Genomic DNA, 14,638 nt, shown 5'->3' on the forward strand with positions numbered 1-14,638 from the left:
TTTCTAATGACAAGCAGCCAATCTGGCGATTAACAGTCTTTTGGGGCCAACGCCGCCAACTCAGCACGCAACTCATCGCTAAGCGCTTCGTCTTTAAGGATATTTTCCAGTTCACGACGGAAAGTGGCGTTATCCAGCAGATTGGACTTGAGGTCACGCAGCAGATTGCGCATCGCCAGCAAAGCACGCAGTTGCGGGATCTGGCGAGCCACGCTTTCAGGTTCAAAGTCTTTCATGTCATTGAAGGTGAGGGCGACCGCAGTATCTGTGTTATCCCCTGCCAACGTATCAGGCACTGACAGTTTCAAACTAGGTTGAAATTCAGCCAATACGCTGTTGAAATTATTTTTGTTGATATTGAGTTTTTCACGTTCAGACAACGGACGTTGCTCTTGACCGTTACTGTAATCACCCATCACTAACAATTTCAGCGGAAGCTCCATTTTCTTCTGAGCCCCACCGGTATGCAGATCTAACTTAATATTAATGCGAGCTTTGGGTATTTCGTTTTGAAAGCTTGAAGAGGACATCGACTTTCCTTGTTAGGGGAAGATAATTTAGGAAATCCATGCCTGAGAAGTTGCGTAAAAATGATCTACATTATTCAAAGCAATATCCATCGCACGCCGATTGATCGGGTGTATGAAATAAGAAAAATGATTGTTTGTAGATAACATTACCCATTCACAGGATGGCATAACACGGTATCTGACAGGTATTTTTCACACTTAAGCATAACGACTAAATACCCAGTGGCCGCAGTTTAAAAACATAAGCTAATTAACACCAATGGGTTATATGTAACAAAATGTAAAATTATATATTCAAAAAAAATATGATTATGATGTTGATGAATAAGAGTTTTCTCATGACTGGAGAAAAAATCCTTTTAACATAGCGCGTTAAAAAACCATCGTAACTGATAAATTTAGATGTAGTGAAATTAATTGTAAGATTAATCCTACAGATATTTTCTTCTAAAAATGTGATGTGAAACCATGATGTTTTTCAGTAAAGAAGCCAATGAGTGCATTACCTATCATCTAAATGAATCAATTAAACTCTGATAATGTAAATATGATTCATCGATGCTTAACATAGTTTTTCCTTGCAGTAAATCCCTCGCAGAGATTGAATGAATTTTTTATCAAAAATTATATTCAGCCCATTAAGAAAACGATCTTCTCTCGCTGATGAAATATTGTCATGGCAGAGAAACTTCGTCATTGATGCTTTAATTTGCTTTTGTGCATTCTGGTATTTCTCGGCCTCCGATACACCAGAGACTTGCTGACCAATAATTTCACTCAGCGCATTATTCTCAACCGCATTTTTCCCGGCCTGCGCACCGGCTACGGTGTTCGCGTTGGCAAAAATACTCAGGCCACCACCGGAGCCACCGATCCCCACACTGATACCCACACTGCCGCCGCTGCTGCGGTTACTGCCGTCAGCATCTGGCATACTAGCGCTATCGCCCCCCTGAGCCTGCACCAGTTGGCTGGCAGAAGCTGGATTTGGGACGGATACGCCGGTCACCGTGGCTGTTGAGCACGGGCGAATGGTGATTGGGGTTCATTGTTGACGGGTAAAAGTAAAAATCCCGGCGACTTGACCGGGATTTTTACGTTCATTCCTTCGAATTATTATAATGTTCAGGTATTCGATAGCCCTCTGGTATTTCTGGCCAGTTATAACGATCCGTCCAACCAATTATCTCAATATCATCATATATATCGTTGAAAAAATTACGCAAATTCATTGAGTAGATTCTAGACATAACCAACGTAGCCTGAACGGTAACCATATCTTTCTCATCCAATGCTTTTCTTAGCACTAAAGATATTTGGGTTAATTTTTCTAGTTCACTATGTAATTCTTCATCCAGATCTAGCGAATAATCAATAGAAAGTTCGTCTTCTTGAACGTTGCAAACTTTTGCCATATCAGACAATGCATCTTTAATAACATTTAATTTAGTCAATTTTCAGCTTCCTCCCCTGTCCAGCTTTGGTTTTATCAATATTTACCGAACCATCCAAGTTAAGAACAGCTTTAAAATTGCCATTTTTATCAAAAACTTCCAGATGATCTTTATGTTTAGCATCAAGATATAACTGATCGCCTTTCTTTATTGTATCGCCAGTTTTACTTTGTGCTTGATAGACACTCTGCCCTTGATATTGCTTTGATGTTTTTTGTGTAACATCCTTAATATCATTACCAAACCCTGTTTTTTTCAGGAATTCACTCATATTCCCTACCGCCCCAGCATTTGGAACATGCGGAACTTTCTTACCCGGTAATATTATCCCCGCCAGCATTCCACCGGTGGCTTCCAGTGCCGTCTGATTTCCTCCGGCTGCCTGTTTAACTGTATCCGCAACTGCTGACCAGGTATCACCTTTCATCAGGGCTTTCAGCGTATCTGCCGCAGCCTGATTTTTACCCGACAGATCGCTTAGTGCCTGGGTACAGTAGCTGTCCCCCATGGCGCAGGAGATGAGCGCCATCGCTGCATCAGCGCCGTAATCCGCTCCACCTAATAGCGCATCACCTGTATCTCCCGCAGCACCGATAATGCTATTAACAATAGCGGAGAGTGTGCCTTCACCCAACTTATCTCTGACCTGATCTTTCAGGTTATTCGTAACCTGCTTAATAGACTCGCGGCCTTGATCCCCACTGAGTGAATTATTCTCCACCACCGTTTTACCGGTCTGCGCGCCTGCTACTGTATCTGCTGTACTATCGCCAATCAATCCACCCGCCAATCCCGCCGCCAACGTTGCTAGTGCCGAGACCTTTTGTTTTTCCGTTTCGCTCAGCTCGCTCACCGGCTTGCCGTAAGTATTTAAGGCGATCATGCCTATCAGTTCACCGGTGACTGCGCCACCCGCACCCACCAGAGCATTATTACCCTGTGCTGCGGCCAGCGCGGCATTAACCGCCGCGTGTGCAAATGTGCGTGACACTGGATCTTCAGGCAGGGTATCGGCGATAAGTTTAGTGAGATACGGTGCTGCACCGTTCGCCAGTGCTGCCGCTATATTGCCACCCGACAACCCTTGTACTGCCGCCGTTGCTGCCTGCATGGCACGCTGTACCGGCCCGCCAGTGCCTAGCCCTGACTCGTTAAATGCTTGGTTGTAAGCCGTTTCATAAACCTGCTGGTTGATGTCCTCAGCCGTGGGCACTTTTTCCGGGTTGGCCTTTTTCCATTGTTTTTCTGCTGCTGCGATATCTTCAGGCTTCACGTCCTTCATTTTCTCATTTGCTGCGTTGGTCGCAATAATCTTGCCCTGCGTGCGCGCAATATCCATGGCCTGACCGCCAATCTCGCCGATGAGCTGTGCTTCTTTCAGCCGGTTTTGTTCTTTTTCTTTATCAAAGATAGGGCCGATGCTGCCGTTGGCGTTGTCGGTATCGCGGCTCAGGTCATCGACATTCTGCTGCTGTTTATCGGTGTCGCGAATGGTAATCGTGCCATCAGCGATGGCCGCTTGCGTAGTGCCTTCGGCATGACCGTTATTGCCCAGACCCGACAGCACCACGCTACCCAGATTACTCAGCAGGTCAGACCCCACTGGGCCACCGGTGCTCAGGCTCCCGCCCTGATGTTCGGCCTTGAAATCGGCTTTGTTCTCGATGTTACTGAAGCCCAGTGTGCCGGTATCCAGACTGTTTTTACTCTTGTCTGCCGTGCTGGCAATCACAGCGCCATCTAACTGGGTGTGTTCACCGACGGTGATATCAAAACCGCCTTTGCCTGCGAAGATACCGCTCTGCTCCTGCACCGAGTCATAATTGCTGTGCAGCTTGTCGCGACTCATGCTCAGATTGGCTGAACCACCGGCACCAATGACCGCGACACTGACACCGCCGCTGACGCTGGTCTGCTTCGAATCGTAGTTATCACTGTCCTGCTGGCTTTGCAGCAACAGGTCACGGCCGACATCCATTTTGACGGTTTCGCCGTTAGCTTGCGCGCCCACCAGTGCAGTATCTCGCCCGCTGCTGAGCGACAGTGTGCCGCCCGTGTCAATCTGTGCTTCCGTCCAGAAGGTGCCGTCACCGTGCTCTTTACCTTGCCCTTTGTTGGCGTTGGCAAAAATACTCAGGCCACCGCCGGAGCCACCGATACCTACACTGACACCCACACTGCCGCCGCTGCTGCGGTTACTGCCGTCGGTTTTTTGCGTACTGGCCGCGCCGAGTAGCAACACATCGCGAGCCGCATCCAACGTCGTATCGCCGCCGGCTTTGAGCTGACTGCCCTGCACCACGATATCGCCACTATTCGCTGGGTTGCCATCACCGGTGGCGTTGATGAACAGATTATTGCCCGCTGTTAGGGTCGAACCCGTCACGCTGGTCTGTTCCTGCTGCTGTTGCGAGGAAGACTTTTGTGCGCCTAATGAGATGCTGACGCCGAACATGCTGGCGCTATCGCCCCCCTGAGCCTGCACCAGTTGACCTGCCTGCACCGCTTGCACGCCACCGAGCGCGGCTTTCACGCCTTTCAGCGCGGCCAGTCGGCCATTGCTTTCTTCGCTGGCATCTTTGGCAGCGGTCACTGCGGTATTTAGTGCGCTGCCGACTGCACCAGACAGCGCCAGCGTCAGGCCGCTACTTTTTTGCTCCACGATATGGGTTTGGGTGTTTTGATTCTCTGCCGCCACAATCGCCACGTTTTGACCCGCCGCTGCTGCGGTTGCTGCCCGCCAGCGTCTGGCTCTCTTGAGTGGATTGCAAAATCACATCACGATTGGCGGCCAGACTGGCGTCTTTATAGGAGCACCTTGAATCACCGATGCTGAGCAGTTGAGGGTCACTGCAGCCCTCCGATCCAGTTACGATAGCGTGAAGACGAAGGTTTCAGGGCTTAGATGTAGGAACTCCGAACTTGATGAAACCGAGGTCTTCAGTTAGTTCGAACTTCGATAGGCCCGCTTCGCTGAGTTTAAACTCATCTTATTTGCCCCTCCTTCATATTTAGGATCGCTAGACTGAACTGGGCCATCCTCCCAACTACATACAGGACACATCTCATAGCTCCAAGTTCATCAATGACAGGGAGGCAATGTTTCATCGCCTCCCTGCCGAACTCTTTCACTACATCATCCAGCTTCTGCGCGATAACGGTATTCGCTTCACTCTGTGGTGCTTGCCCGCCAAGCCGCTGGCTAATCCGGTTGCAGCGGCGGGATAGAGGATATTTTTAAGGCATAAAAGCAAAACTCCCGGCCAGTTGGTCGGGAGTTTTATCAGATTGGTAGTTTAGCCAGTAAACTTTTTATCTTTTCAGAGTCTTCAGGGTGAAGTTTTAAAAACCGTTCACACGCAAGACGAATGTAGTGATAGCAAGTTTCCTCACTGACAATGACAGCATCTGCTTCAGAAGGAGGATAACCAACGGCAAATTCAACACCTTCAAAGTGCTCACTCTCATCATAACTGTTCATGTCAGGGAAGTTGCAATAAGCACCATCCACATTTAACGTCCATCTTCTAGATAATAAATCTATAGCTTCTAGTAACTTACCATCTTCATACATCCTATCAAAGTAGGACACAATGATTAGATTTAGCCCATCATCGACATCCTGTTGACTAAATAATTCCTGTCTCATTATTCACCTCAATTAGGATGATAATTCCGTACCATTCCGGTCGTTTTATCTACGTATATTCTGAAGCTGATGCCGTCAATGACCACACTGGCTTGCCCATTTTTACTTGCCATTGCATCCTTATAGCCCTTTGTTGCTGCTTGCTGACCAAGCTCTAACATCTTTTGATCAGTGAACACATTAGGATCATAAATAGTTTTTGTTTCAACTGTGGCCTTATACTCTCCTGTAAGATTTCCTGCTCGATCTTTGGTTGGTACTTGATATTTAACCTCTGTGATGCCTTTTATTCCGGAGTGTGTTTCACTCACAATTTTCACATCGTACTGTTTTGCAGCATCATAAAAAGCATTTGCATTATGCCCACCCGAGATTCCTGATTTCTGTGTAAATCCATCAACATTAGCTAAGTGAATTTTTTGATTTATATTGAAATTAATCCCTTCAGGATAGGCGGCTTTCGTTACTGCCAAGAACGCTTTAGCAAATACATATTGAACCAGCTTCGCTTCACTGGTCGGCACGCCACTCGCAATAATTTCCGCCGCTCTCTCTGGCGTCATTTCTCCATGTGCCGTCAATGCACTGACCGGCACCCCGAAGAACTCTCCCCATGCAGTCAGTAGCCCTTTAACGGCATCCTGACCTTCCGGCATATCGCCTTGGGCGTTCTTGACCAGAGCTGCTATGATTTCATCAGGTGAAGCTCCACTTTGCAACATGGAAGCACCCAGCGAAGTTTGTGACATCCCGATGTCTGCCATGCCCTTACCGAAATCATTTGGGTACAGCGCATTATTCTCAACCGCATTTTTCCCGGCCTGCGCGCCGGCTACGGTATCTGCGGTACTGCCACCCGCCAAGCCACCGGCTAATCCGGCTGCCAGTGTACCTAATGCACTGAGGGTCTGTCGTTGTTCTTCAGTCAGATCTTCACGCGCGATCCCTGGGTACATTTGCTGGGCGATATATTCCCCCATCACCGCGCCGGAAGCCCCCGCCAGTGCGCTGTTGCCATTGACCTGAGCAACCACCGCACCGAGAACCGCATGAGCCATCAGGTTGGCTTCCGTGTTGACGCCCCCTTTTCGGGTCGGGTCAAGGGTCATATTGTGGATCACTTCAGCCAGATACGGGGCAGAAGCACCTGCGAGGGCTTTCGCCATATCGCCACCGGCCAAGCCCTGTATCGCCGCCGTTGCAGCCTGAATACCTTGTTGCAACGCACTGCCAGTGCCGTATTTCTTCATCTCGGCTTTGTATTCTTTTGTCTCACGCAGGGCTTCCGCATCGCCTTTCAACGCCGGATTGGCCTTCAGCGCGGTCTCCAAACCCATGATATCTCCCTGCGTCCTCGCAATATCCATGGCCTGACCGCCAATCTCGCCGATGAGCTGTGCTTCTTTCAGCCGGTTCTGCTCTTTCTCTTTATCAAAGATAGGGCCGATACTGCCGTTGGCGTTGTCGGTATCGCGGCTCAGGTCATCGGCATTCTGCTGCTGTTTATCAGTGTCACGGATGGTAATCGTGCCATCAGCGATTGCTGCTTGCGTAGTGCCTTCGGCATGACCGTTATTGCCCAGACCCGACAGCACCACACTCCCTAGATTACTCAGCAGGTCAGACCCCACCGGACCACCGGTGCTCAGGCTCCCGCCCTGATGTTCGGCCTTGAAATCGGCTTTGTTCTCGATGTTACTGAAGCCCAGTGTGCCGGTATCCAGACTGTTTTTGCTCTTGTCTGCCGTGCTGGCAATCACTGCGCCATCAAGCTGGGTGTGTTCGCCGACGGTAATATCAAAGCCGCCTTTGCCTGCGAAGATACCGCTCTGCTCCTGCACCGAGTCATAATTGCTGTGCAGCTTGTCGCGACTCATGCTCAGATTGGCTGAACCACCGGCACCAATGACCGCAACACTGACACCGCCGCTGACGCTGGTCTGCTTCGAATCGTAGTTATCACTGTCCTGCTGGCTTTGCAGCAACAGGTCACGGCCGACATCCATTTTGACGGTTTCGCCATTTGCTTGCGCGCCTATCAGTGCAGTATCTCGCCCGCTGCTGAGCGACAATTTGCCGCCCGAGTCAATCTGGGTTTCCGTCCAGAAGGTGCCGTCACCGTGCTCTTTACCTTGCCCGTTGTTCGCGTTGGCAAAAATACTCAGGCCACCACCGGAGCCACCGATACCCACACTGACACCCACACTGCCGCCGCTGCTGCGGTTACTGCCGTCGGTTTTTTGCGTACTGGCCGCGCCGAGCAGCAACACATCACGGGCCGCATCCAACGTCGTATCGCCGCCGGCTTTGAGCTGACTGCCCTGCACCACGATATCGCCACTGTTCGCTGGGTTGCCATCACCGGTGGCGTTGATGAACAGATTATTGCCCGCTGTCAGGGTCGAACCGGTCACGCTGGTCTGTTCCTGCTGCTGTTGCGAGGAGGATTTTTGTGCGCCTAATGAGATGCTGACGCCGAACATGCTGGCGCTATCGCCCCCCTGAGCCTGCACCAGTTGACCTGCCTGCACCGCTTGCACGCCACCGAGCGCGGCTTTCACGCCTTTCAGCGCGGCCAGTCGGCCATTGCTTTCTTCGCTGGCATCTTTGGCAGCGGTCACTGCGGTATTTAGTGCGCTGCCGACTGCACCAGACAGCGCCAGCGTCAGGCCGCTACTTTTTTGCTCCACGATATGGGTTTGTGTGCTTTGATTCTCTGCCGCCACAATCACCACGTTTTGACCGGTCAGGCTGATGTCTTTACCGGCTAACACGTCAGAGCCTTGTACGATCAGGTCTTCACCGGCAGTCATGCTGACGTTGCCCAGTACGCTGCCGACAGTGCTGCCCACGTTGGAAATCGACTGACCGGTATCGGTCATTTTGGTACTGTTGCTGCCCACCGTGACACCAATGCCGCCAGTGCTCATCAGGCCGGATTTTTTCTGCTCAAACAGGTGAGACTCGCTCTGGCTCTGCTGCGCAGTGCCGATGGTGATATTGTCCTGCGCCCGCAGATGGATATCGTTATCGGCCACCACTTGGCTACCGGTGACCGCGATGTTTTTAGCGCTGGCATCGATAGATCCCGCTGACAGCAGAGAGCCTACCGCCCATGTTTGGTGAATACTGTCTTCGGTGCGGGTCGTGGTAGTAGAAGCCAGCCCGCGTTTTTTACCCTCATGAATTCGCTGCTCATCATGCTGCTCTGCCTGCGTGGTGAGGATGACGTCCCCGCCTGCCGCCAGTTTTAGCGCGCCATCGGTTTGTATGCCACTGGCACTGAGGTTGATGTCTTGCGCCGTTTTAAGATTGATATCCCCTTTGGCACTTAATTGGCTGCCGATCAGCGTTTCATCATAGAGATCGATGGTGCCTTTATGGCGCTTGCTCGAGGATTCACCGGTCACTTGCAAGCTGTCGGTGGCGGCACTCAGGTTGATATTTTGCGCCTGCACATCCATCGTGCCAGCCTGAATATTGGCCCCCACGGCGGTGAGATTGTCGACGTTAGCCGTTAGCGCGCCACCGACATTCACCTCGCTCCCCAGATGGCGAATATGCTCGCTGGTCGCAGTGCCGTGACCGTAGTTCGAACTGATCTGATCGCGGGTTTGGACCGTATTGAGTAACCAGTCGCCGCCAGTATTGATCTGAAGATCCTTGCCCACGTTCAGGCCCGCGCCTTGTTGGATAAAGTCACGTTCGGTGTTGATCACTGCATTATTGCTGATGTTGAGGCTAGCCAGTGGCCCGAGAAGGCTTTGATCCCGCCACACAGATCCATTATTGCTACTCAGTTGCTCTGAACCAGTTCGCAGGATCAGATCACGTCCGCTATCGAGTTGCAGGTTGGTCGCATTAAGCCGCGTGCCGGTCAGGTCGATATCGCTGTTCAACGTACTGAGCAGCATATTATTGCCCGCCTGAAGCAGGCCGCCATTGCTCGTCAGTGTGATGTCTTGCGCCATGCTGAGGTTCAGATTATGGGTGGCGATCATCGCCCCTGAGTTATTGAACCCCTGCACATCGGTTAAGGTGATATTCTCTGCGGCAATCAATGCCCCGTTGGCCTGCAACTCGCCTGCTTTGATGCCGGCCAGATAAACCACCGGCACCAACACCGTTTCTCCCGCCACTTCACGGGTTTCCATCAACACCATATTGGTGGTTAATGCTGCCATTTGTTCAGCGCTAATATGGGTGCCGAGGGCAATATTGAACGTTTTGCTGTACTCAAGACCCGACGCAAATAACTGCTCGAATTGCGCCTGTGCGCTGCTGTAATCATGGGTGACCGCTTGGCCGGTTAATGCCAGCACTTGGTCGCGCACCAGCCGTTGTTCATAAGCGTTATCCCCTAAACGTTTGTGGATCAACGCAGGATCGCTATTCACTTGCTGGAGAAAGTAGTCCGACCCTTTCCAGTGATTCAAATCAGCAAACGCAGGGTTCGTTTCTATCAGATAGCCAGTATTGACTGTTCGATCCGGTGGGGTCAGGCCCGCGCGATCCACATTAGGATCGAGGGGCGGCAAGTGATTGATACTGTCGAGCGATAGCTTGTCCCCTGCGGTTGGCGTGTTGTTGCCCGCACTGAGCTGATACAGCCCGCCACTGGGTAGCGCCAGAGAGATGCCGTTAAACTCGAGCGCGATATTTTTGCCGCTACTGTCGCGCTCAGTCGGTGGGGCGACAGTGCCGGGGTTTGCGCCATTGCTGATCGTTGTGCCGCTGCCACTGATCGTTTTTGTCGTGAGACTCGAGGCATATTGGTTGGTAGCCTGTTCCTTGACTTCTGGCCCCCAACCGGTGCCCCACAAATTGCCTTTGTAGGTACGATAACGCCACTCACCGGTAGAGGTGGTCCGTTCGATCAGTCGCTGCTGCCCTGCCCAACCATCTTGTTGCAGGGTGACACCGGTCAGGTCAATCTCGCCCTGCGCACTGACTTTACTCCAGAAGTTCTCTAGCGTATTAACGTGCGGGGTGAGGTTTCCGCCCGCTAATAGCTGCGCCTCAGGGCTAATTTTATCGATGCTATTATAAGCGGAGGTCGACGTATAATTAGTGCCAATGTAGTCACTGTTCATTGACCCGCCATGAGGGGGTTCAGCGTAGCGCCCGCCTGGAATATTCGGGTTTTCTGCCGTCCAGTAGGCGGTCCCACTCACTGTTTCGCCGGTCACAAATTCAGTGTTGGCGGTTAAAATATGGCGGCGATTGGTCAGGGTATTGGCATAAACCAGTAGATCTTTACCTGATTCGATTAAGCCGGAGATATTGAGCACCTGAGCCGCTGTTTGATGATTGCCACTACTATCTTGCCCACCCGCCAGAATAATTTTGCCCATGCCTAAAAGGGTGGTGGTCGGTGCGGTATCGGTGTTCGTCACGGTATCACTATTTTCAATCACCGGTGCCAATAGCGCTAAGGTGCCGTTGACTTCTGTGGCACCGATGAGGGCATGAGGGCCGGTGTTAGTGATGCGTTCGCGTGCTTTGAGCGTGGCAGTTGCGCTAATGAGAGTACCGCTGTTGAGTAGCGTGCTGGAATCCGTATCAAGCTGACCACTGCTGAATATTTCCCCTCGGTTAATCAAAGCGCCTGCCGTGGTGAGTTCTGCCTGTGCCGCATTTATCTTGCCGGTGTTCAGTAAACTGTTTGAGTCGGTGCTCAGCTTTCGGCCCGCCAATATTTGTCCATCATTGGTGAAGGCACCACTGGTTTTAAAGGTTAAATCACGCCCAGCCTGAAGCGTCGAACCGGCCAGATTGCTGAAGTCCCCCTGTAAGCCGATCGTCAGATCCTGACTGGCCGTCATTTTGCCAGCGCTGCTATCAAACCAACCCAGATTTAAAGCGATGTTATTTGCCGCCAGTGCACCGCCTTGGTTATTGAGGGTTTGCGTGGCATTGGCACCGGCATTGAGGGTGAGAGACCCCAAGGAGACAATATTGGCGCGCTGAGTGCTGATATCGCCGCTGTTAGCGGTGATATTGATCCCTTGGGCTTGTGTATGGCTATCCGTCAGATCAACCCGACTCCCCGTTAACGCCATCGCCCCTGCTGCCAGAGATTGCCCTTGCGCGGTTAAATCCTGACGAGTCATCACCACCAGATCACCGGTATCCGTCAGGTGACCATCGCTCTGCACGCCAGCACCCAATAGGCTACCGCTGTCGCTCTTGAGTTGCTGCGCTTGAACGTCAACATTGCCTTTGGCGAAGATAGCGCCACTGCGGTTATCAAGATAACTCGCCAGATTCAGGTTGAAATCCGTTATCCCCGTTTGGGCGATAACCCCACCAAGGTTAGAGAGTGCTTGCGCGGTGAGGGTGATTTGCTCGGCGATCACGTTGCCTTTATCGGTACTCAGAAGTGACGCAGTGCTGGCAGATAACTGCGTTGCGGCTTTAACCAGCGCACCCGTTAAATTCAGATCCCCCGCCCCCGCAGCCAAGTTGATGGCATTGGCCTGAGTTTTACTGCCCGCGACATCAATCCCGCGACCAGAGAGCGCCAAGTCGCCCACGGCAATATTTTGCCCTTGAGCGATCAAGGCTTGGTCAGTATTGAGCGTTAAATTACCGCTGCTGGCACGACTGCCGTCTGCTTTTAATCCGGCCCCGAGCAAAGAGGTACTTCCGCTGAGCAAGTCGTTTGCGTGCAGTTGGAGATCCCCTTGCGCGGCAATTAACCCGCTGTTACTGGCGTTCCCCTGCACGGTTAATTGCCCGATGCCCGCGGCATAGATAGCGCCATTGTTCAGCAGGCTATCCGTGTTCAATGACAAGTTCTGCCCCGCCAGTAGAGCACTGCTGTTATCGGCATTGGTGTTATTGACACTGAGCGCCGCCAACTGCATATCCCGCCCAGCTTCCAGTTTATGCTGATTAATCAATGCGCCACTGGTGCTAAAGCGCAAGTCACGCCCCGCCGTGATACGCGCGCCGGTCTGGTGAGTGAAATCACTTTGCAGATTGACCTGTAAATCCGTCGCCGCGGCAACCTCCCCGTTGCTGTTAACCCATTTTCCAAGATTGAGTTGGATATTCTCCGCATGCAATTTGCCGCCACGGTTATTCAGCGTTTGTTCCGGATCGGCTGCCGCAGTGACCGCGAGTGTACCGGGGGTTATCAGGGTCGCGTCTTGAGTTGAGATACCGCCGTCACGGGCATTAATCGCAATATTACTGGCTTGAGTCTGGCTACCGGTCAGGTCAATACTCGCACCGGATAACGTCATATCCCCCGCAGCGACATTCTGCCCTTGAGCCATCAATGCTTGGCGAGTTGCCACCTGTAAATCGCCGTGCCGAGCCAATTTGCCATCGCTTTGTACGCCCGCCCCTAGCAGGCTGTTACCATTGCTGGTCAAGGTTTCGGCTTGAAGCGAGAGTTGGCGACTCGAGAGAATCTTGCCGCCACGGTTATCCAGCGCACCGGCCAGATTCAGGTTAAAATCTGCTGCTCCCGTTTGCGCTATCACGCCGCCCACATTGGAGAGTGAATGAGCGTCGAGCGTCATTTGTTCGGCAATCAAACGGGCGCTGTCAGTGCGTAACATCGAGGCGGTCGAGGCGGACAGTTGGTTGGCCGACAAGTCTGCTCCCGTGAGATCGATTTCGCCGCCTTGGGCGCTGAGCGCCAAATCCCCGCTTTGCGTTTGGCTGCCACTAAGATCGAGGCTTTGCCCCGTAAAGTGCTGCGCCGTCCCGCTGATATTTTTTCCTTGCGCGAGTAATTTTCCGCTGGCTTCAACACGCAGTGTGCCGCTGGTAATGCGGCTGTTGTCGGACTTAACGCCTGCCCCTAAGACCGAGTGGCGGCTGCTGTTGACTTCCGCGGCGCGCAGCGAAGTGTCACCGGCGGCGGCGATGGTGCCGGTGTTACTGAGTTTGCCTGCCGTAGTGAGTTGGGTGTTGCCCTGTGCATACAGCACGCCCGCGTTTTCTATCTCGCCAGTGGTCTTCACCGTCAGTTGTTGGGCGCTGTTGATCTGGCCGCTGTTGACCAGCATGCCATCCGCCGTGATGGTGATATCACCCGCTGAGGCACCTATCTCACCAGCATTGCGCACCCCAACACCACTTTCCGTGCCGATCAGGCGAATTTTACCGGCATACATGCCGCCTAAATTGACGACATCCACGGCCACCGTGGGGCGCGGGCTGCCATCGGCGGCTTTGGTATTAATGTTTTGGTGCGCAGCATCCACCTGATTGCGGCCGGTGGTGACATTCAGGTCATTGGCCCACAAGCTGGCATTCACTTTGACGGAGCGGGCAATCAGGTCGGTATGGTCCTGACGGCTGCTGTCCATGCTAGCGCCTTGGACGATAATCTCGCCGCGCTCAACATCGTAACCGGTCAGTTGGCCGTTATTCAGTTGCACCTGACCGGTGGTCAGCGTGGCGCGGTTCGCGTTGATAAAACCACAGCCTTCGCATGTAATGCCGGCGGGGTTGGCGATCACCACCTGCGCTTTACGGCCCGCCACCTCGATATAGCCGTTGAGTTTGCTGGGGTCGCGGCTGTTCACTTCATTGAGGATAATGCTGGCCTCGCCCCGCGCCAGCCACGGGTTAGCGTCAACAAAACCGCCAAGCTGGGTCTGATTGACTCCGTGGCCGTTATTGAGGATCACGCCGCGATTATCGACATCAAACTGGCTGTAGACGTTGCGGGAAACCCCGCCACTGCTGGGCGTTTGAATATTGACCTGCGGCGTGCCGTTGGCACTGCTGATAATGGTGGGCTGCTGACCGGCGGGCGCACCGGCATCGGCCACAATATCCGCCTGAGCCGAGAGTGAGACGCAGCCTAACGCCAGTAGCAGACTAAAACTCAACGACGATAAGGCACTGATGCAGCGGCGTTGCACATGGCCCACACCGGAGGATGGCGATGAGGTGGCCCGACCGGAAGCCGCGATATCCGCGACCACCATCAACAGGCCTCGCGCCTTGTTGAAGACGATTCGGTACAGGTTTTTATTCAT

General features: G+C 52.4%; 7 protein-coding genes and 1 pseudogene. 1 reads left to right on the forward strand and 7 read right to left on the reverse strand.

Annotation, left to right across the window (positions count from 1 at the left end):
• Positions 1-29 precede the first annotated feature (29 nt).
• Positions 30-530 carry a type VI secretion system contractile sheath small subunit gene (tssB, locus tag BN68_RS14620; protein ID WP_019211909.1) on the reverse strand — a complete coding sequence of 167 codons (501 nt, stop codon included), beginning with the start codon at positions 528-530 and terminating at the stop codon, positions 30-32.
• A gap of 562 nt (positions 531-1,092) precedes the next feature.
• Positions 1,093-1,539 (reverse strand): VENN motif pre-toxin domain-containing protein, encoded by a 447-nt coding sequence (locus BN68_RS14625; protein WP_019211910.1) that lies wholly within the window; start codon positions 1,537-1,539, stop codon positions 1,093-1,095.
• Here BN68_RS14625 and BN68_RS24615 point away from each other — a divergent pair.
• Positions 1,502-1,585 carry a SymE family type I addiction module toxin gene (locus BN68_RS24615; protein WP_071822450.1) on the forward strand — a complete coding sequence of 28 codons (84 nt, stop codon included), beginning with the start codon at positions 1,502-1,504 and terminating at the stop codon, positions 1,583-1,585. The two genes, BN68_RS14625 and BN68_RS24615, sit on opposite strands and share 38 nt — an antisense overlap.
• A gap of 45 nt (positions 1,586-1,630) precedes the next feature.
• On the opposite strand, the gene BN68_RS22985 is transcribed toward BN68_RS24615, so the two are convergent.
• From BN68_RS22985 to BN68_RS14645, 5 genes and pseudogenes are all read right to left on the reverse strand, one after another.
• On the reverse strand, positions 1,631-1,984 hold the full coding sequence (locus BN68_RS22985) for a DUF6853 family protein (protein WP_019211911.1): 354 nt from the start codon (positions 1,982-1,984) through the stop codon (positions 1,631-1,633).
• Positions 1,977-4,700: pseudogene (locus BN68_RS14635) on the reverse strand (hemagglutinin repeat-containing protein); the annotation flags it as partial. The gene BN68_RS22985 and the pseudogene BN68_RS14635, both read right to left, overlap by 8 nt.
• Before the next feature lie 228 nt (positions 4,701-4,928).
• Positions 4,929-5,048 carry a CPCC family cysteine-rich protein gene (locus BN68_RS23385; protein WP_081578833.1) on the reverse strand — a complete coding sequence of 40 codons (120 nt, stop codon included), beginning with the start codon at positions 5,046-5,048 and terminating at the stop codon, positions 4,929-4,931.
• A gap of 219 nt (positions 5,049-5,267) precedes the next feature.
• A complete protein-coding gene (gene cdiI / locus BN68_RS14640; RefSeq protein ID WP_019211914.1) occupies positions 5,268-5,633 on the reverse strand; it encodes a ribonuclease toxin immunity protein CdiI in 366 nt (121 codons plus the stop codon).
• 8 nt (positions 5,634-5,641) lie between these two features.
• Complete coding sequence (locus BN68_RS14645; protein ID WP_019211915.1) at positions 5,642-14,638, reverse strand: hemagglutinin repeat-containing protein; 8,997 nt, start codon at positions 14,636-14,638, stop codon at positions 5,642-5,644.

Origin of the sequence: Yersinia massiliensis CCUG 53443 (assembly GCF_000312485.1) — a bacterium.
Taxonomy (GTDB): Bacteria; Pseudomonadota; Gammaproteobacteria; order Enterobacterales; family Enterobacteriaceae; genus Yersinia; species Yersinia massiliensis.